A 21,212-nucleotide genomic window follows, 5' to 3' on the forward strand; every position below is an offset into this window, starting at 1 on the left:
AGTTCTTCCGCGACGGCGGCTACGACTACGCCGGTGAGGGCCGCAAGCGCTCGATCGAGGAGCACCTGGGGTACCTCGGCGGCTTGGTCGAGCGGTACCCGATCGCCTCGATCGAGGACCCGATGGCCGAGGAGGACGTTGAGGGCTGGAAGCGGTTGCATAGCTGTACGTCCGTGTCAGTTCTCCGACGTCCGAGCACCACCCCAACGCCATGCCAGCAAGTGGGACGGGATCGCCCTTCTCGTGGCTTCCCTGCGGGCGTGCCCGTCAGCTCGCCGGGGCCTCGAAGATCAGCCGGATCTCGGTGTTGGTGTACCCGGCCCGATCCAAGGCCGCGGCCGTCGGTGTGTTGGTGGTGTCTGTCGTCGCCGTGATCAGCTCCGCTGCGTCAGCGGCGTGCAGCCGGGTGATCTCGCCGAGTATCTCGTCGATGTAGCCGCGTCCGCGCATCGCGGGGACCACGCCGAGGTAGCCGACGTTGCGGTTGTACGGCGTCGCCGACGGGATGGCCAGCCCGGCCAGCTCGCCCTCCGACGTGTAGGCCAGGCGCCACCACTCCCGTTTGCCGGGGCAGCTGAGGTAGAACTCCACGTCCTCGCGGGCCTGCCGGTCCGCGCCGAGCACCGGCAGTTCGCGCAGGGTCGCGATGTCGAGGCTGCCGACGGCGATCTGCGTGAAGGCCTCGACGAATGTCTCGTCGTTGCTGTCCGGGCGGAATTCGAGCTGGGTGGCGGGTGCGGGGAGGCCAGCCTCGGGGGTCCACTCGTACTGCAGCCGCTCGACTTCCTCGGTCAGTCCGGCGCGGCGGGCCGCCTCGCTGCGCCAGGCCACTGCCGCGGCCACCTCGGGTCGGTCGCGCCAGCCGTTGTCCAGCGAGATGGTGTATTGGGGCCGTCCCTTGGCGCCGGCCCGCGCGAACGCCGCGTGTCCGGCCGCGAGTAGCTCCGTGGCGAGCCCGCCTCGGTCCTCGACAGAGCCGAGGACGTGCAGGCAGTCCAGGGCGACCGGGTGCGCGGAGTCGGAGCGGCCCCACCACAGGGCGCGTGCGACGATCCGTCCCTCGTTGTCTTCGGCGATCCAGGTCCACTCCGGGCGAAAGCGCCGCTCGGAGTATTCTCTGTCGAACCGCTCCCTCGTGATCCAGCTGACCGGCTCGTCCACGATGAAGTTGGCGACCGAGCCGGCCTCGGCCTCTGTAGCTGTTCGGATCCGCATGCCGCTCTCAGTGGTAGGCTTTTCATTGGTGCCTGTGTTTACGTCCAGATTGGACATGGCGACGAGAATGCGCCGGTCGTCACGGTACGGTTCCCGGGCGTGCGTTGCCAGGAAATTGTTGACGACCCTCCCGTCGTCGCGCTGTCATGGGAAGCTCATGGCAGCGTCCTCGACGAGTGGAGCGCGCGCATCAGCCGAGGCCTCGTCCGGCTCTCCACCATCACGCGCCTCGAACTCGGCTACTCGGCGCGCACCGGAGAAGCGGGACGCCGGCAGTTCGCCACCCCACCGCTGTCACTGATGCCGGTCGAACACCTCACACCCGCAATCGAGGACCGGGCGCTGGAAGTGCAGATGCTGCTCGCCGACCGCGGCCAACACCGTGCCCCGTCAATCCCCGGCCTGCTGATCGCCGTAACCGCCGAACAGACCGGACTGACCGTCTTGGCCGTCGACAAGGATTTCGACCTCATCGCCACGCTCACCGGCCAGTCGATCGAAACCCTGCCCAGTTGAGCCGCATCCGCGAAAATCAAAAGCCAGCGCCCGCAAGAACCGGCCCGACCGCAGGCCCACCACGAGCTGCTCCGTCCAGGGATCGACCACGGCCGGGCGGCCGAAGCCGTCTCCCTTCTAGTGAGAACAGCGCTCGAGGTGGCGGAGCAGTGGGGGTGCGATGCCGTCGTCGTCCCATACCTCTCGGAGCCGGACCTGGAGCCGCTCGCCAGCAGCAAGCACGTCGAGCGGGTAGAACAGGTCGACACCGAGGGCGTCCTGGCCGTACCCGGCAGCTTTGCGCAGTACCTAGCCGCCCGCAGCAGGAAGCGGCGCTGGAGCATTCTCCACGAACGGGACCGACCGCGAGAGATGGGCATGGAATTCGCGGTGGAGCGCGCCAAACCCATCGACGAGTTTGCCAGCCTCATGGCGCAAGTGGAGAACAAGTACGGCCGCCGGGCCACCGTCGACGGTCTGCGCCGCTACCTGGAGGCGACGATCGCATCGGATGCCGAGCACGCGCGCGTCTTCACCTGTCGTGACCCCGGCGGCGCCCTAGCCTCGGTCTTTCATTTGAGGGTGGCTGCATAGCCGACTCTCGATGAGTGCGATTCGCGTGGTTGCTGACGTTTGACGGCATGTTGAGGACCCGGCGTGGGGCCGGGTTCCTCCGTGTCGACTGGTAGTGGTGTGGGGCTGCGGGATCAGCCGGTGGGCCGGGGTAACGCGGCGAGAGCGGTGAATGCGCTGGTCAACGCGTCGGTCCAGGGCCAGCCGTTGGCGATAGCGAGACGGGTTCGGCGGGCGGTGCGGGTGATCCGGGCCGCGACGTGCAGCAGCCGGTAGCGCAGTTTCTTGGGCTCAGCGGTGGCGAGGTCACCGTCCAGCAGCAGATTCTGGGTCCAGGCGAGCAGGTCGATGCCGGTCAACGCGAGTTGGAGCCAGGCCTGGTTGATCGCGAGCAGTCGGGACGGGAACCGGCCGAAGCCGGTGTCTTTTCCGGTGCGGATGCGGTCTTCGACCCGGGCGTGAGCCCGGTGGCGGGCTTCCAGGAACTGGATGCTGCCGGCGCCGGGTGGGGTGTCGGTGGCGACGAGTTGGTGCCGCCAGCCCTCGACGGTGTCGAACAGCGACAGTTGAGCGCCGGGGTGCGGGCGTTCCCGGCGGACCAGGAAGCGGGTGCCCTCGGGCCAGCCGCTGGCGTCGAACAGGCCAGTGATCTCGCAGACTTCGGCATGTTCGCGCAGGTCACCGTCAGTGTCGACGGCGGGGACCCAGCCAGTCGCGGCCCGGATCGCTTCATGCACGGGTTCGGTGATCGCGGCGCCGACCGAGAACCGGATGTCGAGGTGCTGATCCCGCAGGCTGCGAATATGGGCGAGGAATCGGTGACTGGAACCGGCAGCATCGGCGCGGAGCAGGATCGGGGTGCCGTGCCGGCAGACGTCGGGGATCTGGGCGAGGGCGTGGTCGAGGACGGTGATGTGGTCGGCGGTGGTGTTGGAACCGGCCCGGCCCTCCCGCAACAGCCCGGCAAGAGCTTCGCCGGTGTTGTCCAGGAAGCACAGCAACGGGTGGTAGCCGAAGGTCTTCTTCCAGGTGCGGGTCGCCGCTTCCTTCTCGGAGTGACAGATCACGATGGTCGCGTCGATGTCTAGGACCAGGCCGTCGACCAACTGGCCGGCGACCGCCGGTTGCGGCAGGTCACCGCGGGTGTCGGCGTGCTGGGCCCAGGCGACCTCCCGAGCTCGGGCCCGCGCGGCACGCAGCTCGGTCAGCAGCGTCTCGTCGAGTCGCGACAACAGTCGCCAGGCCGTGGGGTCGGAGGCGACCGTCCCGAACAGGGCCGTCTGGTCACGCAGCACGGCCAAATCGGCGATGGCCTCACCGCCGTCGGCGAGCATCACCGCCAGATCGACAGCGACACGGCCCGGATCATGGCCTCTGCGGCGCTGCCGCAGACTCGCCAAGGCCTCACTGAACGCGCTGGTCAACCCGGTGGCATCGGCGAGATCAGCGAGCAGCCGGGCACCGGCATGACCGACCACGCCCCGCCCGTTCCCGGTCACGATGATCTTCGGACGTGTTGCGGTAGCCTGCACCCTGCAAGTGCCTTCCGTGGCGGGACTATGGGACCTTCGACAAGCCCTATTTTCCCTGATCAGAAGGCACTTCTTCGTTCTCGGTCCACTCTTTGGACAGCCCCTAATGAAGGCCCGAGGCTAGTATCCGCCGCCCTGGGCTTCGCGTGGCGGAACGGGTTGTACATAAGGGCTACCGCAACCGACTATGGCGCCCGGCCGACGGAGGCGTTCGCGCACTTCAACGTCATGTACTACGAGCCGATCGAGTACTGCGCCCGGCAGGGGCTCAGCTGGATCTACTTCGGTGTCGAGGCGTTGCCGGCCAAACGGCTCCGTGGTTGCGAGGAACGGCCGCTTCTCCATGCCCTGGTGCGCCGATGAGGCGCCATCCGCAGCGAATAGACTTGTCGCGATGACCATCTTGATGCCTTACCAAGCACTCCCTGTGGACCAGACCGACGTCCGCTACGTTCACGGCCCCGACTCGACCCGACAGCCTGGGGTGCCGGTGGGCAAGACCCTCGAGTTTACCTGGGCCAACAGTGCCGTCTATCCGGGTACGTCACGCAAGGTCTGGATCCATGTGCCCGCCCAGTACGACACGTCCGAACCGGCGTCCTTGGTGGTCTTCCAGGACGGCGCCTGGTACCTCGATCCGGACGGTGAGGTCCGCGGTGCGATCGTCCTGGATAATCTGATTAACCGCGGTGACATTCCAGTTACCATCGGCGTTTTCGTCGATCCGGGCGTCTTTGACAGCGACAACCTCGAGAACCGCAAGAACCGCAACTTCGAATACGACGCCTTCGACGATCGTTACGTCACGTTCCTACTTGACGAGATTATTCCCAAGGTTGCCGCGCGCTACTCGATTAGCGAAGATCCGGACCGCTGGATTATCTGCGGTGGTAGCAGCGGCGGCAACTGTGCGGTCACCGCTGCGTGGCTACGCCCGGACAAATTTCGCCGCGTCATCTGCTGCCTCGCCAGCTTCGCGCAAATGCCGGGCGGCAACCCCTATCCCGCCCTCCTGCACCGCGAGGACCGTAAGCCGCTCCGTATCTTTATGCAGGTCGGCCACCGTGATCTGGGCTGGAGCGACCCCGAGATGAACTGGCTGGCCGAGAATCTGCGGACGGCTGCCGCGCTGGCCGAAACCGGCTACGACTTCCGCATCGTCCTAGGCGACGGCGGCCACAACGCCAACCACGGCGGGGTCGTGCTCCCCGACGCGCTCCGCTGGCTGTGGCGACCCGCCAACGCCTGAAGGCTTCTATGTCACCAAAATCGGGGACATGACACGCAGGCCCTCGCGGGGAAGGCTGAACGCACGGCAGCGACGTTCGCCGTCGGTGTTCCGCTGGAAGGCAGACAGCCACATGATCGAAATCCGCTCACGTCTGACCCACTGGATTCCGCCGGCCGGCCTGAGTCGCACGCTCGCCATCCAATCCCTGGTCTTCGCCCTGGGCGCCGGCATTTTCATGGCCGGCGGCACCGTCTTCTTCAACCGTTACCTCGGGCTGAGCCCAGTCCAGGTGGGACTGGGCCTAGGCGTCGCGGCGGCGATCTCCACCGTGGCCTCGCTACCGCTCGGCACGCTGATGGACCGAGTCGGTGCAAAGCCGGTGTGGCTAGCCGGCGGCGTGGTGGAGGTACTGTTGTACACCCTCTATCCGATGGTGCCGGGGTTCGCGGTCTTCCTGGGCGTCATCGTTCTCATGTCGGCGGCCCAGACGACCACCAGCATCGCGGTCCAGGTCTACAGCATCGGTGCGCTGCCCGAAAACGAGCGGGTACGGGGGCTGGCGTATCAGCGGGCTGCGCTGAATCTCGGGATGACCGGCGGCGGGGTCACTGCGGGCGTGGTGCTCGCCGTGGATAGCTCGTCCGCCTATCTCCTGATGGTCTGGTCGATCGCTGCAGTACTAGCGATCGCGACCCTGATGGTGGCCCGCTTGCCCCAACTGGCAACGACGGTCGCAGTGAGCGAACGCCGCCGCTGTTCGGCGCTATCCGGAAGCCGTCCGTAGTCGCCACCGCCGCGCTCACCGGGATCCTGCAAGCGAACCAGAACGTGCTCCTCGTTGTTTTTCCGCTTTGGACGATCAACCAAACAGACGCCGGGCCGCCCGTCGCCGCCGCGCTTTTCACCATCAACACCGCCCTCGTCGTCCTGCTGCAGGTCAGAGCGAGTGCCGGGGCGGAGACCGCGGAAGGATCGGCGCGAGCACTCAGGCAGAGCGGAGTCCTCGCCGCAGCGGCCTGCGCCGTGTTCGCTACGGCCGCCCTGACGACCGGGATCGCGACCATCGCTACTCTCGTGGCGGGCGCAATCTTCCTCACCATGGCGGAGCTACGGCAATCGGCCGGCGCATGGGGCATCGTGGCAGCTCTCGCACCTCCGGGCCAACGCGGCGATTACGTCGCCACGTTCAAGTTCGCCAACCAGCTCCGGGACATCGTCGCCCCTGCGGGATTCATCGCCCTCGCACTGTCCACCGGAGGCTGGGGCTGGTTCGTGATCGCCGCATGCTTCGTTCTAGCGGCGCTGCTCACCTGCCCGACCGTACGCTGGGCCGGGCGGGTCGAGAAGCGAACAGCACAGCTGGCGACAGCGGTCGGTCCGGCCCCCGAGATTGGAAGTACGCAATGAGCGGCGCGGTTCTTAACCCACCTGAAGCCTGTACCGTGCCAGAACTTGTCGCACATGTGGTGAGCTGGGATCTCCCGGTCCACGATAACGATCGACGGTGCGTTGGTGCGACTGGTGTACCTGATGATGATCCGGCTGGTCGGCGGTCTCGGACTGTTGGTCCGTAGCGACACCGCCCTGCTGGCGGAGGTCCTCGCCCTGCGTCATGAGGTGGCGGTGCTCCGGCGGCAGCTGAAGGGCAGGCCCCGGTTGTCCTGGCCGGACCGGGCCATCCTGTCCGCGCTGGCCCGACTGCTGCCTACAGCGGTCCGGGTCCACCGGCTGGTCACCCCGGCAACCCTGCTGGCCTGGCATCGGCGGCTACTACGCCGCCACTGGACCACCTGCGCGACAGCGGCCGGCCACAGGTCAGCGACGAGATCCGGCACCTGGTCCGACGCCTCGCCCGAGAGAACCCCAGGTGGGGGCACCGCCGCATCCAGGGCGAGCTGCTGCGGCTGGGCCACATGTCGGCGCGGGCACGATCCGCCGCATCCTTGCCACCCGGCGTCTCGGCCCGGCACCGCGAACCGTGGACACCAGCTGGCGAACGTGCCTACGCGCTGCGCACGGCCTGCTGGCGATCGACTTCTTTCACGTCGACACGATTCTGCTGCGACGTTTGTACGTCCTGGCGGTGATGGCGGTGGCCACCCGACGCGTCCATCTGCTCGGGATCACCGCGCATCCGGATCACGCCTGGGTCGTCCAGCTGGCCCTAACCTCGTCATGGACCTCGGCCAACAGGCCACTCGGTTCCGTTTCTTGATCCGAGATCGGGACGGCAAGTACAACGCCGCGTTCGACGAGGTCTTCGCCGCCGAGGGTATCCAGGTGGTCAAGATCCCGCCACGGACACCGCGTGCGAACTGCTACATCGAACGCTGGGGCCGCTCCTCCGCCAGGAGTGCGCCGACCGGCTGCTGATCTACGACGAACGACACGCCCGGACCGTGACCGGCGAGTACGTGGACCACTTCAACAACCACCGCCCGCACCAAGGCCGGCAGCAACTTCCACCCAACCACAACCCCGCCGTCGTCATCGCGATGGACGCCCCGGTACGACGCCGACAACGCCTCGCCGGCGTGATCAACGAGTACCACCGAGCAGCCTGAACCGATCTTCAAAACCCCAGCTCACGACACGGAACGCAACTTTGGCACGGTACACCCAGCGGGCGTGGCGTGCCGCGTCGGCCTTTTCCTCCCGATGTCTGATCTCGAACGACCGGTACTCGTCGTAGCCGGCGATCAGCTCGCCGCCGGCGTGGAGAAGTGACTCGCACTGCACCCAGAAGACCCGGTCGACCACCTGCTCGCCGCGTTCGACCCCGGCCACCGTGCTTCGAGTGCTGTTCACCAGCCGCGCCACGTCATCCTGAATCAGGCCACGCGTCTTGCGCCACGCGGCGAGCCGCCGTCTAAGCGCCCGCTTCACGTCCTTGAGTGGCTGCGGGTCCAAGGGGGAGGACCTCCATCGCGATCGGAGGAAGACGGTCACCGCTCTCTATATTTTCCTAACGGCACGTTGACATTAACGGATGTCAGCGACAGGGACATATCGGCGCCCGCGAGCCGGAGAGATTGACGAAGACGTACCGCCAGCGCCGCGACACCCGACCAGGGAGCCCGGCCGGCCTCGCCGTCTCGTTGTCTGGGCTCGTAGGCCGAAAGGGGGGAACCATGATCAAAACCCACTGGGACAGGACGGGCTACTGCCGGGACGGAGCGGATGCGCGTCGCACGAGCACCCACGGAGCACCCAACCGTCCACTAGGGATGACAAAGCAAAGGCGCTTGACCCCTGTTCTTGCAGGTCAAGCGCCTTGCGATCTTGCGCGCCCGAAGGGATTCGAACCCCTAACCTTCTGATCCGTAGTCAGATGCTCTATCCGTTGAGCTACGGGCGCTGGTGCTTGGTCAGCTTACACGACCGACTTTCGCGCGGAGACTCCGGGATTCGAACCCGGGAGGGGCTTTAAAACCCCAACCGCATTAGCAGTGCGGCGCCATAGACCAGACTAGGCGAAGTCTCCCTGGCGGCCTCGCAGGCCACCGGGGGTTGAGGATACAGGGCCCCGGCCGCCGGGAGCAAAGCGACTACCCGCGGGCCGGTCGGAGGTCGGGGTCGCCGCGGACCTCAGAGCCAGTCGAACCACTCCTTCGGCAGCGCCGCGTAACCGACAAAGGCCACGATGTCCAGGAGCGTGTGCGCCACCACCAGCGGCATCACCCGCCGCGTTCGGAGGAAGTACAGGCTGAAGATGACGCCCATGACCGCGTTTCCGACGAAGGCGCCGAAGCCCTGGTAGAGGTGGTAGGAGCCGCGGAGTAGCGCACTGGTGGCGACGACCGCACCGAGTCGCCACTGGAGCTGCCGCAGTCGGGTGACGAGGTAGCCAACCACGATCACTTCTTCCAGTACGGCGTTCTGCACCGCCGCGAAGATCAACACTGGTGCTGCCCACCAGATGTCCGGCAGCGCGGCGGGCACCAGTGTCGCGTTGAGCCCGAGCTGCGCCGCGGCCCAGAACAGGGCCAGGCCGGGCAGGCCGATCAGCGCGGCCAGGCCGGCGCCGCGGACGAGGTCCTGGCCGGGTCGCCGGGCGTCCAGGCCGAGAGTCCGGCCCGGATCGCCGGGGTTGCGCGCCAGCAGGTGTACGGCGAGCAGCACCGGTAACAGGGCGAAGCTGATCCCGAGCAACTGGTACGTGAGGTCGAGGTAGGGCCGCTCGGACCGGGAGGTGTTGAGGGCGGCGGTCTGTGCCGACAGTGGTCCCTCGGCAGTGAGTTTCGCGACGATCGAGGTCAGGGCGTAGACGGCCGACTGGCCGAGCGACAAGCCGAGGACCAGCCACGTCTCGGTGCTCAGCGTCCGGCGAGTCAGCGGTCGGTCCAGATCGAGGGTCACCGCACCACTGTGCCTGACCCGACTCCTGATCGTGGCACCGAGGAGACCTCATGAACGGTCGCACATTCTGTGCGACCGTGCGGCACGCTCCGTGGCCATTCTGTACCTGCCCGTTTTTCCGTACGGAGAAGGAGCGCGCTCCCGTGGACGATGTCGCGCGGCTACTCAAGGAGAGTTGGACCCTGGTTGAGGAGCACCGGGACCGGCTGAGCGAGCACTTCTACGCCCGGCTGTTCCTGCTCGACCCCGAGCTGCGTTCGCTGTTTCCGGCGCAGCTGGCGGGTCAGGGTGATCGGCTGTTGGAGGCGGTCATCACCGCCGCCCACACGGTGGACGACCCGGAGAGCTTCGACGAGTTCCTCCGCTCACTGGGCCGGGACCACCGCAAGTACCACGTCGAGGCGGCGAACTACGAGACCATGGGCGTCGCCCTGCTGGACGCCCTGCGCAGCACCGCCGGCGACGGCTGGAATCTGACCTTCGACCAGGCCTGGCGGGACGCGTACGCGGCCATCTCCGGCAAGATGCTCGCGGGGGCGGCGGCGGACGACAACCCGCCGTTCTGGCATGCCGAGGTGCTGACCCACGTTCGGTACGGGCCGGACACGGCGGTGTTGACGGTCCGCGCCCTCCAGCATCCGCTGCGGTGGCAGGCGGGCCAGTACGTCAGTATCGAGGCGCCCCGCTATCACCCGCGGGTGTGGCGGACCTATTCGGTGGCGAACGCGCCGAACGACGACAACGTGCTGGAGTTCCACGTCCGGACCCCGCCGGGTGCGGGATGGTTGTCCGGCGCGTTGGTTCGTCGGGTGAAGCCGGGTGACCTGTTGCGGTTGGCGGCGCCGATGGGGTCGATGACCCTGGATCGGGCGTCGGACCGGGACATCCTCTGTGTCGCCGGCGGGGTTGGCCTGGCTCCGGTGAAGGCGTTGGTCGAGGAGCTGGCGGCCTACAACCGGACCCGCTGGGTGCACGTCTTCTACGGCGCCCGTACGCCTCTTGACCTCTACGGCCTGGCCGGGCTCCAGGAGTTGGTCGCCCGGCATCCGTGGCTGTCGGTGACCCCGGCGTGTAGCGCGGACCAGGGCTTCGACGGTGAGCTGGGCGACATCTCCGAGGTGATCGGCCGGTACGGCCCGTGGACGGCGCATGACTGCTATGTCTCCGGGTCGGCGCCGATGGTCCGGGCCACGCTGCGGGTGCTCTCCGGCGATGAGGTGCCGCCGGATCGCACTCGGTACGACACCTTCGGTGAGGTGTAGCGGACTTTACCCACTGGGCGGACCGGCACCGCCCGCAACGGCCACGTCCGCCCGGCCCTCCTTCCCCCGGGCGGACGTGGCCGTACCAACGCTGTCAGTAGCGCCAGGGCTGTCCGGTGTGCCGGTACTCCTCGACCGGCACCAGGGGCACGCCGGGGGCCATCCGGTCGACGTAGAGGCGCCCCTCGAGGTGGTCGATCTCGTGTGCCACGAGGCGTGCCATGGCGTACTCGTAGGAGGTGATGACCCGACTGCCGTCGAGGTGGGTGTGCTCGACGTCGATCCGCAGCGGGCGGGGCACGAGACCGCGCTGGTCGAAGAAGGAGAGGCACCCTTCGTACTGTTCGTCGGTGTCGGACGCGGCGTCGACCACCTGCGGATTGAGCAGGACGACGGGTTCGCCGCCGCGGTCCGGGGGACGGACGACGGCGGCGGCGCGGTCGATGCCGATCTGCGGAGCGGCGACGCCGACCCCCTTGCTGAACGGATGTAGCTCGTCCAGGCGGAGCAGGGCTGCGGTGAGCCGTTCCACGGTCTCCTGAGCGATCTCTGCTTCGCGGGGTAGGTCGAACGGTTGGGTGGGCTGGCGGAGTAGGCCGGCGTCGTGTTGGAGGATGCCGAGGCTCCGCATCCGGTCGCTTGGCCGCAGCCAGCCGGGTTCTGTCGGCTCCCCTTCGGGTCGGGATCGGAATCGCCACTGCATCCGGTAGCGGCCGTTCAGCGGCGGCTCGGCTGCCGCCCAGTCGAAGATTGTTCGGTCGCCCTCCTCCCGGCGGGCCACCGGGGTGCGCAGCGGACCTTCCGCCGCGGAGAGCGAGGTCTGGGCGCCCCAGACCTGCGGGTCGAGGGCGGCCGGCAGGTCGAGCCGGACGGCGAGGTGCCGGGTGGGGACCCGGACCGCCCGCTGGAACCAGGGACCCCACTTGTCTGCCCCGACCCGGTAGGCGTACTCGAGGGTGGCGCGGTCGCCCGGGTAGAGCGGGAAGCGCCGGTCGGCGTTCTCGAAGAGCAGCCAGATCTCCTTGAAGGCGTCCCGGTCGTGTTTGGTTCGCCAGTGCATCGCCTCGTGCTCCGGCCCGTCCAGCCGGTACGCGTGCAGCTGCAACTCGGCGAAGGTGAGCGGGTGTGCCCGGTGGTGCCGGTTGGAGCGGCCAGGGTCACCTGGGTAGCGGTCAACGGCGACGCGGATGAGGTAGCGGGTGATCGGCTCGGTCCCGGCGTTGTGCAGGTCCCGGCGGATGACGCAGTGGTACGTCTCGTCCCGGTAGGTGAGGCTGGCGTGTTCCCGTTCGACGATCAGGCCGGTGCCGGGCGGCAGCCAATGCCCGGGGGAGGGTGGCTCGCGGTGCGTCGTCCGGTCGCTGCGGGTGTGTCGGAGTTCGTCGTATTCGCAGAAGCGTTGCCAGATCGCCCCACTGGTCTCCAGTACGGCCTCTGCCCGCCGGGCGAAGTCTTCGGTGGGCCGGTGCCGGCGTCCCTCCACGTGGCTCACGTACGACGGGTCGAATCCCATCAGCGTCGCCAGCTGTTTCTTGGACAGCCCTCGCTCGGCCCGGTGGCGGGCGAGTTCGACGGCGAAGGAGTTGGCCGCCCGATCGAGCGGTGATGTCGTCATCAGCTTCCTTGGGGCCGGGACTATAGGTTTCACGTTCTGTCATTGGTCGGATATAGAAGTGCCATCTTGTCGACATGAGTCTTGACTCTCCAGCGACGATGATCGATAGTGCGGCGACTGTTTCCCCGGGCTGGCGGGCGGGTAGTACGCCGGGGCGCGGGATGCGCCGAAGTCACCGAGCCCGCACCAAGTTAGGCTAGCCTTGGCTTATCGGAAGGGTGGGAGACGGGAGGAGCGTCGGGTGACAACAGTTATGCCCGCGACGGCGGCTACCGCCCCGTTGGCTCCGATCACCATGGCGATTCGCCAGCTCTTCGGTACCGACGACGTGCCCGGCCTGGCCCGCGGCCTGTTGGTCGCCGAGGAGGTTGGCTGGTCACCCGCCACCAGCTTGGTGGACGGGACGCGGCTGCCCGAGCTCCTGGCCGCGGCCACCGACCAGTGGGGTGGCACCCGGCACGCCAATGCGGCGCTGGCGTGGAAGGCATACAGCTACTGGGCGGCGCTGCCGGCGGTGCTGGGTTGGGCCTCGGCCCAGCGGGTTCCCCTGCTCGTTCCCGCCGATGTCTTGTTTCACTTTGCGGATCATCGCTCGCTGCTCACCCTGGGCCTGCGCCGGTCCACCGCGGTGGCGGTCCTGCCCGGTGATCCGCTGGCGCTGGCCGGCCGGCCCGAGGTGCAGGTGGTGGCCGACGAGGCGGAGCTGCTCGCGACTCTCCGGGCGACGCTGCTCGACGCTCACCTTGCCCCGATGATCGCGGCGATCCAGGCGCAAGTGCGGATCGGTACGCGAACGTTGTTGGGCTCGGTGGCCGCCGGGATGGCCCACGCCATCCTGCGCGGCGCCGACGGCCTGCCGGGCTCCTCCCACGCCACGATCGACACGTTGCTCACGGCACTCGACCTGCAGGATCTGATCGAGCTGGTGCCGGGTCCGGCCGGCGAGCCGACGGTGCAGCGGTACACCTGCTGCCTCGCCTTCACCCTTCCTCGCCCGACGACGTGCGCGGGCTGCTGCCTCCGCCGGTCCTGACCGGGCCGGTGTCGGTCAGCTCCGCCGGGTCCTGGTCGGGCCGGTGTCGGTCAGCTCCGCCGGGTCCTGGTCGGGCCGGCACCGGTCAGGCGGTCAGTTTTCGCACGTCCCAGAGCCAGACGCCCTCGGTGTAGGTCGGCGCTATCCCGATCAGTTCGGTCATGCCGCTGCGTAGCGCGTCGGCGTGCTCGTGCGGACCGAGGATGACCGCACCGGCCCGCCAGTAGCGCAGGTCCTCCTTGGCGGCCGTCCGTTCCTGCTCGGTGATCGGTGGCACCGTGCCGGTGCGTCGGATCTCGTCGAAGAATTCGTTGGTCGGGCGGGCCGGCGCGGTGAACAGGGCGACTCGGTGCCGACCGGGACGGGTGTCCGGGCCGAGGAAGTAGCCGCGGGCGATCGGCATGTCCAGGCCCGTCTCGGCGGACCACCGCAGTGGGTCGGCGTAGTGGGTGTCCGGTAGCGGCAGGGTGACGATGCTGCGTCCATCGGCCACGTATGGCCGCCACGCGCCGGAGGTGACGAAGGCGGGGGTGGGCTCCAGCCGGACCGCTGGCAGCGGGGTCGGCAGGAGCGGCAGGAGCGCCATCGCCAGTACGGTGACGGTGGCGAAGCGGATCTGTGGCCGGGCGGCGGGATTCCGGTTGGCGAGGGTCCGGGCGTGTTGTGCCCCGTAGGCGAGCAGGATCCCGAACAGCGGGGTGATGGCCAGCGCCCACCGCGTGGGTACCACCGAGTGCAGGATGGGCAGGTTCTCCAGCACGGCCCAGGGAGCCGGGATGCCGGTGAGCTCGCCGTTGAACACGATTTCCCGGCCGAGCGAGAGCACTGCGAAGATCACCGCGAGCAGGGCCAGAGCCCAGACGACGACATTGCGGCGCAGCCACCAGACGAGCGCGGCGATGAGCACCAACAGGGGCCAGCCAAAGAAGGCGTTCTCCTCGGTGGGGTTCTGCGCCAGCCCACGCGCGCCGGGTTCGTCGCCGGCCAGCGACTCCCGGGAGTACGCCACGTACGAGGCGAGGTCGGTGGAGTAGCCGCGGATGAGGGGGGAGAGTCCTCGGTAGGCGCCGGGGCCGAAGAACTGCACGTAGAGCGGATACGCCAGCAGGAGGAGCGCGACTGCGGCGGCGACGCCCAGTCCGGCGAGGAATGGGCGGGCCCGCTGGCGAAGGTCGGGCCGGCGGAGGGCGAGCGCGACCATGACCACGCCGAGGCCGATCGCGGTCATCAGCAGGATTTCCAGGTTGAGGAAGGCCTGCCAGACGATGACCAGGGCGAGCAGGATCCCGTTGCGGAGCCAGCGGCCCGGCTCGCCGAGGCGCAGGGTGCGCCAGATGATCAGTGGTACGACGAACTGGGAGACGATGTTGGGGTGGGCGTTGGCGTGCGAGACCATCGCGGGCGCGAACCCGCAGAATGTGGCGCCGAGCCAGGCCGGGCCGCGGGAGCGGACCACCACCCGGGAGAGCAGGAAGTACCACGATGTCGCGGTGGCCGCCATGCCCAGGGTTAGGAAGAGCAGGAAGGACATCCGGGGGCCGGCCAGGAGGGTGACCGGCGTCATTGGTATAGATACGGATAGTACGGATGTATTGGCCATCAAATTGACGGCCTCCGGCACATTCATTCGGTCGGAGGTGAACGGGTAGGCGAAATCGGTCACCACTCGTGACCCGTGCGCCATCATCCACTCGAACTGAGACTGATCGGTGCGGTTGTCCCGGAGCCCGTCGGCTGGGTCGAGCCAGAGCCGGAGGGTCACCCAGAGCGCGAGTAGGGCGAAGCTCAGTACTGCCAACAGGTCGAGCCGCCACCGCGTGCCGGGCTGGTCAGACCGGGGAGCCGGCGCTCCCTCCGCGGAGGCGTCGGCTGCGCTACTCGAATCAGCGGTAGTCATACCAATTCATAGAGTAGTCATATGTGGCCGCACTGTGCCGGGTTTTGGTCGATTGGTAGCATGTGCCGGCTCCCGGTCGCCGATCATGCACCTACTCCGATCGTATTTCGGTCACCCCGATGCCCCGGTTTGTTCCGCCTTCTAGGTGAATGGTTCACTCTGTCGGTTCAGGCGGGGTCAAGACAGCCACACCGTGAGGAATCGACGTATGGCAGAAATAACCGGTAATCAGCGTGTCCAGTCCGAGGTGCTGGAAGGCCTCGCGACCGCCGTGAACCACCGCCGTTGGTTCGTTGAGCTGGCCCTGCCGTACCTCGGTGAGAACCCGATCGAGGTCGGTAGCGGCCTCGGTGACTATGCGTTGGAGTGGGCCGCGCGAGTACCCCGCTTCACGGCCACGGAGGCCGACCCGGAGCGACTGGTCGCCCTGAAGGAACGGCTCGCCGCCGAGCAGCCCGGCATCGAGGTGCGTGAGATGCTGCTGCCGCAGACCGACCGCGGCGACTACAGCGCCGTCGTCTCGTACAACGTTCTGGAACACATCGAGGACCACGTCGGGGCCCTGCGCGGCATGCGCGACCTGGTCCGGCCGGGCAGCCCGGTGATCATCATCGTGCCAGCGTTCGAGTTCGCGATGAGCCCCGCCGACATCGCCACCGGTCACGTCCGGCGGTACACGACGAAGACCCTGGCCGCCGCGATGACCGAAGCCGGGCTGACCGTGGAAAAGATCCACTACGCGAATGCGCTCGGGCTGATCGGCTACTTCATGGCGACGAAGGTCTGCCGGCTGATGCCGAAGGAGGGCCCGATGGTCAAGGTGTACGACACCCTGGTGCTCCCGCTGACCAGGGCCGCCGAGCAGCTGGCCCGTCCCCCGTTCGGCCAGTCCGTCTTCGCGGTGGCCCGTACGCCCTCCTGACCCGACGGTTACCCGCCTTCCGCGACCCGGCGCTGGTCGCCCCACCGTCCCCGTGGACGCCACCAGGCCGGACGCGGATCGTGGCAACCGGGGACGGCTACTGCGTGACCTGGTAGGTCGGCCGGATCACCGCGCGGGCCAAGGTGTGGAAGGCGAGGTTGAAGCCCACGTACGCCGGGGAGGCGTCCGGGGCGACGTCGAGGCGCTCCACGTCCAGCGCGTGTACCGCGAAGAGGTATCGGTGCGGGTGATCACCGGGTGGCGGGGCGGCGCCCCCGTAATCCTGCTGGCTGTAGTCATTGCGCACCGCGAAGGCGCCGCCCAGGGCGTCGCCGCTCGCGCCCCGCGGCAACTCCGTCACCCGTGCCGGCAGGTCGACCAGCACCCAGTGCCAGAAGCCACTGCCGGTCGGCGCGTCCGGGTCGAAGCAGGTCACCACGAAGCCCTTGGTCTCCGCGGGGAAGCCGGACCAGGCCAGGTGCGGGGAGAGGTCCTCGCCGCCGACGCTCGGATGGGCGTACGTGGCGTCCATCGGCTCGCCGTCGCGGACGTCGGCACTGGTGAGCGTGAACGATGGCACCGTCGGCAGCAGTTCGTACGGGTCCGGGGCGATCGGTCGTTCCAGGGTCATCGAGCCAGGTCCTTCCGGTGTGCGGATTGTCGCCTGTGCACCTTCATACCTCGTCCAGCCCGGCCAGTGAACCGGAAGCGTCTCCTCGGGCGCGGGTCTTGCCGGCTCTGGATACGGTGTCGGACCATGGGCGCGATCAAACCGTGGCACCTCACCCTGCTGGTGTGTCTTGTGGCATCGCTGGCGCTGGTCGTCGGCCTCACGTGGTCGGTGGTGAGCCGGAGGGGCCGTCGCTGACTCGCGTTTCCCATGAGATAGCTGGATTCCCATCAGTCTCGGGCGTTTCACGTGGCTATTGGCGATCCAGTCAAGCGCCTTCGGTCGGTGGGGCTGACTGATACGGTCAAAACAGACGATCCGGCGCTACAGGACTGAAACGCGCCTAGCGTGATGTGAGGTGCGTTGACGGCGTTATGGCGCCTAAATCGACGGGTGATGCACGGCATTGGCCCGACGACTCCGGATCTGTCCGTGACGGGCAACAACGGTGCCCACAATGGCCGAATTCGCGGGCCGGACGACCCTGGGTCGTTTCCCGGCGCTGAAGGAGAAGGAAATGGAAGCCACTCGACGAAACGTCCTACGGGTCCTGGCGGTAGGTGCGGGCGTTGCCGGCGCTGCCGCCATCTCCCCCTCCGCTCTGGCAACCTACGGTGACACAGCTGCCCTACGCGAACCGATGCCGGGGCGAGGTCCACACCCGGATCCGGGCTGGCTGACCGGGCGGTTGGTGTTCCCCGACGACGCCGACTACGACGAGGCGCGAATCGGGTGGAACCGGCGGTTCAACCCCTACCCGCTGGTTATCGTCTTCTGTCAGAACTCCCAGGACGTGATCAATGCGATCACCTGGTGCCGTCGACACGATGTGGCTTTCCGGGCTCGCGGTGGTCGGCACGCCCTGGAGGGGTGGTCGGCAGTGGACGGCGGTGTCATCATCGACGTCAGCGAAATGCAGGCGGTCGAGCTGGACACGCACGCACGTCAGGCGACAGTGCAGACCGGAGCGACGCAGGACCAGGTCGTTGCGGTGTTGGGGGAGCAGGGCTTCGCCGTTCCCACCGGAGCCGAGGTTGGTGTCGGTGTGGCCGGGGTTACCCTGGGTGGCGGGATCGGCCAGCTCAGCCGGAGCCTCGGGGTGACCAGCGACAGCCTGGTCGGCCTCGATATCGTTGTTCCGGAAGGGGAGCGGGGGGCCCAGCTCGTCCACGCTGACGAAACGCAGCACGCCGATCTGCTGTGGGCCTCGCGTGGGGGTGGCGGCGGCAACTTCGGCATCGCGACCAAATACACGTACAGCATTCACCCGGTATCGGATGTCGTGGTGTATCAGATTACCTGGGATGATTGGCAATACGTCGGAGAGCTGTTCGAGCGCTGGCAGAGAATTGCGCCCTTCGCGGACGACGGATTTGGTTCGGTTTTCAACCCGAAGACCCGAGCAGACGGCCATATCTACTGTAACGGAATCTATCGTGGTTCTGCGCACCGGCTGCGCGAGATAATTCGACCGCTGGTCGAGGTCGGAAACCCTCAGGTCAGCACGGAGACCACCTCATACCTGGACGCCTGGAACCAGCTCGCCGGCACGACGGACACGCCGCGGAAGACCCACATTCCCTCCTCCTGGGCATACGAACTGCTCCCGAAGAAGGGGATCGACACAATTATTCGGTACCTGGCCGAACTTCCCGACCTCGGCGGCGAGGTCTGGTGCCTGAACTGGGGTGGCGCGGTGAACCGGATAGCGACCGACGCTACCGCGTTCTATCACCGGAGCCCGAAGTACTACCTGGAGTGGAGTGGGAACTGGGAGGACGACGAGGAGCAGAAGACGGTTCTGTCGTGGACGGAGCGGTTCCGTCAGGCGCTACTGCCCTACGTCAGCGGCTCCTACGTCAATGTTCCGGACAGCAGCATCGGTGATTGGGCCACTGCGTACTACGGCGACAACTATCCCCGGTTGCGCGCGATCAAGACCAAGTACGACCCGTACGAGTTCTTCCAGTACGAGCAGAGCATCCGGCCGCACTGACGAGGGGCGGCCGCGCTCCCGTGAACTGATCGGGCTGCGGCAGGGTTGGTTCACGGGAGCCCCACGCGTGAGGTAGCGCCGCCCGGGCGGACAAGGGGGTCGCGTGCGCAGTCGTGAGTGTGTCGGGATGTCGCGTTGACAGCCGCCGAGCCTCGTTCCGGGCGGCCACCGGTGGGGGAGGGGCCCCACGGGCGGGCCCGGCGGTGGCTGGTAGCCGGTGTCTGTCAGGTGGTCGTGTTCCTCGGGACGGTCACCACCGCGATGTTGGTTATCGCGGTGCCTCAGATCGCCGCGACGATCGGCCTTGACGAGGACGGCCAGCAGTGGCTGGTCGCTGGCCACGCGCTGGCCTACGCCCTGATGTTGGTGCCCGGTGGCCGGCTCGGTGACGTGTGGCGACGGCGCGCGGTCTTCGTGTCCGGCCTGGTGCTCGGTGGGCTGGCGGCCACCTCCGCCGCCCTCGCCCAAACGCCGGTCTGGCTGGTGCTCTCCGTGTTGGTGCAGGGTGGTGCGCTCGGGGCGGTCAGCCCGCAGATTCTCGGGCTGTTCCAGCAGCTGTTCCGCAAGGAGGAGCGGGGCCGTCCATACGGTTTGCTCGGGGTGGCGTTCGGCGTCGCCCTCGGGTCCGGGCCGGTCCTGGGCGGGCTGCTGGTTGACGTCAGTCCGGAACACGGCTGGCGGCTGATCTTCGTCGCGGACGCCGCGATCGCTTTCCTGGCAGCTGCCCTGGGGTTTCTCGTGATTCCCGCGTTGCGGGTACGCCCGGACCGATTCTGGTGGCGACGCACGGACCCGGTGGGCGTCGTCTTGTTCGTCGTCGGAATGGTGGCGCTCTGGATTCCGATGGTGGAGGAGACGGCCCGGACCCCTGTCCTGTGGGTACTGGTGCCGGTCGGCGTGCTCGTTCTCGCCGGCCTCGTGTTCTGGGAGCGGCGTCCGCACCGGGAGTCGCCCCTGGTCGACCTGGGCCTACTGCGGATCCGGTCCTACGGTCTGGGTGCACTCATCGCGGTGTTGTTCGGCGCGTACGACGCGCTGTACTTCGTACTCGCGCTGTATCTGCAGGACGGGATGGGGCACAGCCCGATCACCACCGGTCTCGTGATGGTGCCGATCGCCGGGGGCACGGCGGCGGGGGCGGTCGTCGGGGGCCGGCTGGCCTGGCGAGCAGGCCGCCGAGTGGTCGCCCTCGGACTGCTGACATCTCTCGTCGGCGTAGTGGCGGTCATGGTCGGTGACCTCTTTCTGCCGACCTTCGACAGCCCGCACTCGGCGGCCCTGCCGCTGCTCCTCGCCGGCCTCGGCGCGGGCTTCGTCCTCAGCGGCCTGGGTAGCGGACTGACCAACATCCCCAACCAGGCCGTGACCATGTCACAGGTCTCCGACACGCGGGCCGGCAGCGCGGCCGGGATGCTGCAGACCGGGCACCGCCTGGGAATCTCCGCCGGGATAGTCGGCGTCAGTTCCGCGCTGTTCGCGACGTTGGACCGTACCGGCGGTGACTGGTTGGCGGCCTTCCGCACCACCTTGTTGATCATTTCGGCGTTCATCCTCGTCGCCCTCCTGATCGCCCTGACGGACATCGTCACCAGAGGGAGGAGGTAGCTCGTGGAACCGGCCACCCCGGTGTCCCGCCGGGTGGCCGGTTCCACCGGTTGGCCGCTCAGGCCGTGGTGACGTCGGAAACCACGACGGTGACGTTGTCCGGTGCGCCGGCCTGGTGGGCGAGCTTGACCAGCTGCTCCCCGCAGAGCTGCCGGTCACCGTACTGGGTCAGGGTGGCGGCGATCGCCTCGTGCTCCACGTAGTCGGAGAGCCCGTCGCTGCACAGCAGCAGCCGGTCGCCGGAGGTCACGGTCAGGGTCCCGATCGAGGGTGGGGCGCCGGCTCCCTGCACCGCTCGGGTCACCAGCGACCGCTGGGGGTGGTGCCGGGCCTGTTCGGGGGTGATCGACCCCTGGTCTACCAGCGCCTGTACGAACGTGTCGTCCCGGGTGATCAGGGTCAGCTCCCCCTCGCGCAACAGGTAGCAGCGGGAGTCGCCGACCTGGGCCAGCACCAGCGTGTCGTCGGCGAGCAGGGTGGCGGTCAGCGTCGTCCCCATGCCCTCCCGGGCGGGATCCGCGGCGATCGCGGCGTGGATGCGCTGGTTGGCGGCGCTGACCACGGCGCGGAGCGCGTCGGCGGCCGCAGCGGGGGTGGTTGGCGGGGTCAGCTCGTCCAGGATTCGGATGACGATCTCGCTCGCCACCTCCCCGGCGGGCAGTCCGCCCATGCCGTCCGCGACTGCGAGGAGGCGCTCACCGGCCAGGGCGGAGTCCTCGTTGTTGTTCCGGACAAGGCCGATGTCGTTGCGGATGGCCGAACGGAGGATCAACGTCATGGGACCAAGCTTGCCAAGAACACCCTCCG

General features: G+C 67.9%; 22 protein-coding genes, 2 tRNA genes and 1 pseudogene. 14 read left to right on the top strand and 11 right to left on the bottom strand.

The genetic code is table 11. The features are described 5' to 3' along the window. Positions 1 to 374 (top strand): annotated as a pseudogene (locus AC1UKG_RS20865) (hypothetical protein); the annotation flags it as partial. On the opposite strand, the gene AC1UKG_RS20870 reads toward AC1UKG_RS20865, so the two are convergent. Then, entirely contained in the window at positions 268 to 1,215 is a 948-nt protein-coding gene (locus AC1UKG_RS20870) for a GNAT family N-acetyltransferase (RefSeq protein WP_482643153.1), read from the bottom strand. The pseudogene AC1UKG_RS20865 and the gene AC1UKG_RS20870 overlap by 107 nt on opposite strands. A 99-nt stretch (positions 1,216 to 1,314) precedes the next feature. Between AC1UKG_RS20870 and AC1UKG_RS20875 the strand changes: the two genes are divergently transcribed. Then, a complete protein-coding gene (locus AC1UKG_RS20875; RefSeq protein ID WP_482643152.1) occupies positions 1,315 to 1,731 on the top strand; it encodes a PIN domain-containing protein in 417 nt (138 codons plus the stop codon). A gap of 138 nt (positions 1,732 to 1,869) precedes the next feature. Next, complete coding sequence (locus AC1UKG_RS20880) at positions 1,870 to 2,304, top strand: hypothetical protein (protein ID WP_482643151.1); 435 nt, start codon at positions 1,870 to 1,872, stop codon at positions 2,302 to 2,304. Between the two features lie 113 nt (positions 2,305 to 2,417). Here the strand turns inward: AC1UKG_RS20880 and AC1UKG_RS20885 are convergent, their stop codons facing one another. Next, complete coding sequence (locus AC1UKG_RS20885; protein ID WP_482642074.1) at positions 2,418 to 3,815, bottom strand: IS1380 family transposase; 1,398 nt, start codon at positions 3,813 to 3,815, stop codon at positions 2,418 to 2,420. 159 nt (positions 3,816 to 3,974) lie between these two features. Here AC1UKG_RS20885 and AC1UKG_RS20890 point away from each other — a divergent pair, with 159 nt between their 5' ends. From AC1UKG_RS20890 to AC1UKG_RS20905, 4 genes are read left to right on the top strand one after another with little or no spacing between them, the layout of a single operon-like run. Beyond that, a complete protein-coding gene (locus AC1UKG_RS20890; RefSeq protein ID WP_482643150.1) occupies positions 3,975 to 4,178 on the top strand; it encodes a hypothetical protein in 204 nt (67 codons plus the stop codon). Positions 4,179 to 4,209: 31 nt separating this feature from the next. Beyond that, complete coding sequence (locus AC1UKG_RS20895; RefSeq protein ID WP_028188427.1) at positions 4,210 to 5,064, top strand: alpha/beta hydrolase-fold protein; 855 nt, start codon at positions 4,210 to 4,212, stop codon at positions 5,062 to 5,064. A 28-nt stretch (positions 5,065 to 5,092) separates the two neighbouring features. Beyond that, entirely contained in the window at positions 5,093 to 5,830 is a 738-nt protein-coding gene (locus tag AC1UKG_RS20900; protein WP_482643149.1) for an MFS transporter, read from the top strand. Positions 5,831 to 5,874: 44 nt separating this feature from the next. After that, on the top strand, positions 5,875 to 6,453 hold the full coding sequence (locus AC1UKG_RS20905) for an MFS transporter (RefSeq protein WP_482643148.1): 579 nt from the start codon (positions 5,875 to 5,877) through the stop codon (positions 6,451 to 6,453). Positions 6,454 to 7,048: 595 nt separating this feature from the next. On the opposite strand, the gene AC1UKG_RS20910 is transcribed toward AC1UKG_RS20905, so the two are convergent. Then, positions 7,049 to 7,189: a hypothetical protein gene (locus tag AC1UKG_RS20910; protein ID WP_482643222.1), complete on the bottom strand. Its 141-nt coding sequence runs from the start codon at positions 7,187 to 7,189 to the stop codon at positions 7,049 to 7,051. 32 nt (positions 7,190 to 7,221) lie between these two features. Between AC1UKG_RS20910 and AC1UKG_RS20915 the strand changes: the two genes are divergently transcribed. Both AC1UKG_RS20915 and AC1UKG_RS20920 read left to right on the top strand, forming a co-directional pair. Further along, the gene (locus AC1UKG_RS20915) at positions 7,222 to 7,419 is read left to right on the top strand and encodes a hypothetical protein (RefSeq protein ID WP_482643223.1); all 198 of its coding nucleotides are present in this window, start codon (positions 7,222 to 7,224) and stop codon (positions 7,417 to 7,419) included. Between the two features lie 26 nt (positions 7,420 to 7,445). Further along, entirely contained in the window at positions 7,446 to 7,610 is a 165-nt protein-coding gene (locus AC1UKG_RS20920) for a transposase (protein ID WP_482643146.1), read from the top strand. Here the strand turns inward: AC1UKG_RS20920 and AC1UKG_RS20925 are convergent. The 4 genes from AC1UKG_RS20925 to AC1UKG_RS20940 form a co-directional block, all read right to left on the bottom strand. Next, a complete protein-coding gene (locus AC1UKG_RS20925; RefSeq protein WP_482643145.1) occupies positions 7,585 to 7,956 on the bottom strand; it encodes a helix-turn-helix domain-containing protein in 372 nt (123 codons plus the stop codon). The genes AC1UKG_RS20920 and AC1UKG_RS20925 overlap by 26 nt on opposite strands. 375 nt (positions 7,957 to 8,331) lie before the next feature. After that, positions 8,332 to 8,404, bottom strand: a tRNA-Arg gene (locus tag AC1UKG_RS20930). Between the two features lie 35 nt (positions 8,405 to 8,439). Next, positions 8,440 to 8,530 (bottom strand) — tRNA-Ser (locus AC1UKG_RS20935). 104 nt (positions 8,531 to 8,634) lie between these two features. Next, a complete protein-coding gene (locus AC1UKG_RS20940; RefSeq protein WP_018734931.1) occupies positions 8,635 to 9,405 on the bottom strand; it encodes a CPBP family intramembrane glutamic endopeptidase in 771 nt (256 codons plus the stop codon). 143 nt (positions 9,406 to 9,548) lie between these two features. On the opposite strand from AC1UKG_RS20940, the gene AC1UKG_RS20945 reads away from it, so the two are divergent. Further along, complete coding sequence (locus AC1UKG_RS20945) at positions 9,549 to 10,667, top strand: globin domain-containing protein (RefSeq protein ID WP_018743768.1); 1,119 nt, start codon at positions 9,549 to 9,551, stop codon at positions 10,665 to 10,667. A 94-nt stretch (positions 10,668 to 10,761) separates the two neighbouring features. Here the strand turns inward: AC1UKG_RS20945 and AC1UKG_RS20950 are convergent, their stop codons facing one another. Next, complete coding sequence (locus AC1UKG_RS20950) at positions 10,762 to 12,282, bottom strand: peptide deformylase (protein WP_018743769.1); 1,521 nt, start codon at positions 12,280 to 12,282, stop codon at positions 10,762 to 10,764. Positions 12,283 to 12,535: 253 nt separating this feature from the next. Here AC1UKG_RS20950 and AC1UKG_RS20955 point away from each other — a divergent pair, with 253 nt between their 5' ends. Next, entirely contained in the window at positions 12,536 to 13,315 is a 780-nt protein-coding gene (locus tag AC1UKG_RS20955; protein WP_482643169.1) for a hypothetical protein, read from the top strand. Between the two features lie 85 nt (positions 13,316 to 13,400). Here AC1UKG_RS20955 and AC1UKG_RS20960 read toward each other — a convergent pair whose 3' ends face one another. After that, positions 13,401 to 15,212 (bottom strand): DUF6311 domain-containing protein, encoded by a 1,812-nt coding sequence (locus AC1UKG_RS20960; protein WP_482643144.1) that lies wholly within the window; start codon positions 15,210 to 15,212, stop codon positions 13,401 to 13,403. A gap of 208 nt (positions 15,213 to 15,420) precedes the next feature. On the opposite strand from AC1UKG_RS20960, the gene AC1UKG_RS20965 reads away from it, so the two are divergent. After that, complete coding sequence (locus AC1UKG_RS20965) at positions 15,421 to 16,134, top strand: class I SAM-dependent methyltransferase (RefSeq protein WP_018743772.1); 714 nt, start codon at positions 15,421 to 15,423, stop codon at positions 16,132 to 16,134. A gap of 97 nt (positions 16,135 to 16,231) precedes the next feature. Here the strand turns inward: AC1UKG_RS20965 and AC1UKG_RS20970 are convergent, their stop codons facing one another. Further along, on the bottom strand, positions 16,232 to 16,765 hold the full coding sequence (locus AC1UKG_RS20970) for a YbhB/YbcL family Raf kinase inhibitor-like protein (RefSeq protein ID WP_018743773.1): 534 nt from the start codon (positions 16,763 to 16,765) through the stop codon (positions 16,232 to 16,234). A gap of 556 nt (positions 16,766 to 17,321) precedes the next feature. On the opposite strand from AC1UKG_RS20970, the gene AC1UKG_RS20975 reads away from it, so the two are divergent. Together AC1UKG_RS20975 and AC1UKG_RS20980 are read left to right on the top strand one after the other, a co-directional pair. After that, positions 17,322 to 18,800, top strand: a complete 1,479-nt coding sequence (locus AC1UKG_RS20975; RefSeq protein ID WP_482643168.1) for an FAD-binding oxidoreductase — start codon at positions 17,322 to 17,324, stop codon at positions 18,798 to 18,800. 228 nt (positions 18,801 to 19,028) lie between these two features. Next, complete coding sequence (locus AC1UKG_RS20980) at positions 19,029 to 20,405, top strand: MFS transporter (RefSeq protein WP_018814424.1); 1,377 nt, start codon at positions 19,029 to 19,031, stop codon at positions 20,403 to 20,405. A gap of 58 nt (positions 20,406 to 20,463) precedes the next feature. Here AC1UKG_RS20980 and AC1UKG_RS20985 read toward each other — a convergent pair whose 3' ends face one another. After that, complete coding sequence (locus tag AC1UKG_RS20985) at positions 20,464 to 21,183, bottom strand: protein phosphatase 2C domain-containing protein (RefSeq protein WP_018743776.1); 720 nt, start codon at positions 21,181 to 21,183, stop codon at positions 20,464 to 20,466. Positions 21,184 to 21,212 lie beyond the last annotated feature (29 nt).

Source organism: Salinispora sp. CH2A1_6, from assembly GCF_056820975.1.

Coding starts and splice junctions, on each gene's coding strand:
- AC1UKG_RS20870 (WP_482643153.1), bottom strand. CDS start 1,215: ATGCGGATCCGAACAGCTACAGAGGCCGAGGCCGGCTCGGTCGCCAAC.
- AC1UKG_RS20895 (WP_028188427.1), top strand. CDS start 4,210: ATGACCATCTTGATGCCTTACCAAGCACTCCCTGTGGACCAGACCGAC.
- AC1UKG_RS20900 (WP_482643149.1), top strand. CDS start 5,093: ATGACACGCAGGCCCTCGCGGGGAAGGCTGAACGCACGGCAGCGACGT.
- AC1UKG_RS20915 (WP_482643223.1), top strand. CDS start 7,222: ATGGACCTCGGCCAACAGGCCACTCGGTTCCGTTTCTTGATCCGAGAT.
- AC1UKG_RS20950 (WP_018743769.1), bottom strand. CDS start 12,282: ATGACGACATCACCGCTCGATCGGGCGGCCAACTCCTTCGCCGTCGAA.
- AC1UKG_RS20955 (WP_482643169.1), top strand. CDS start 12,536: ATGCCCGCGACGGCGGCTACCGCCCCGTTGGCTCCGATCACCATGGCG.
- AC1UKG_RS20960 (WP_482643144.1), bottom strand. CDS start 15,212: ATGACTACCGCTGATTCGAGTAGCGCAGCCGACGCCTCCGCGGAGGGA.
- AC1UKG_RS20965 (WP_018743772.1), top strand. CDS start 15,421: ATGGCAGAAATAACCGGTAATCAGCGTGTCCAGTCCGAGGTGCTGGAA.
- AC1UKG_RS20970 (WP_018743773.1), bottom strand. CDS start 16,765: ATGACCCTGGAACGACCGATCGCCCCGGACCCGTACGAACTGCTGCCG.
- AC1UKG_RS20975 (WP_482643168.1), top strand. CDS start 17,322: ATGGAAGCCACTCGACGAAACGTCCTACGGGTCCTGGCGGTAGGTGCG.
- AC1UKG_RS20985 (WP_018743776.1), bottom strand. CDS start 21,183: ATGACGTTGATCCTCCGTTCGGCCATCCGCAACGACATCGGCCTTGTC.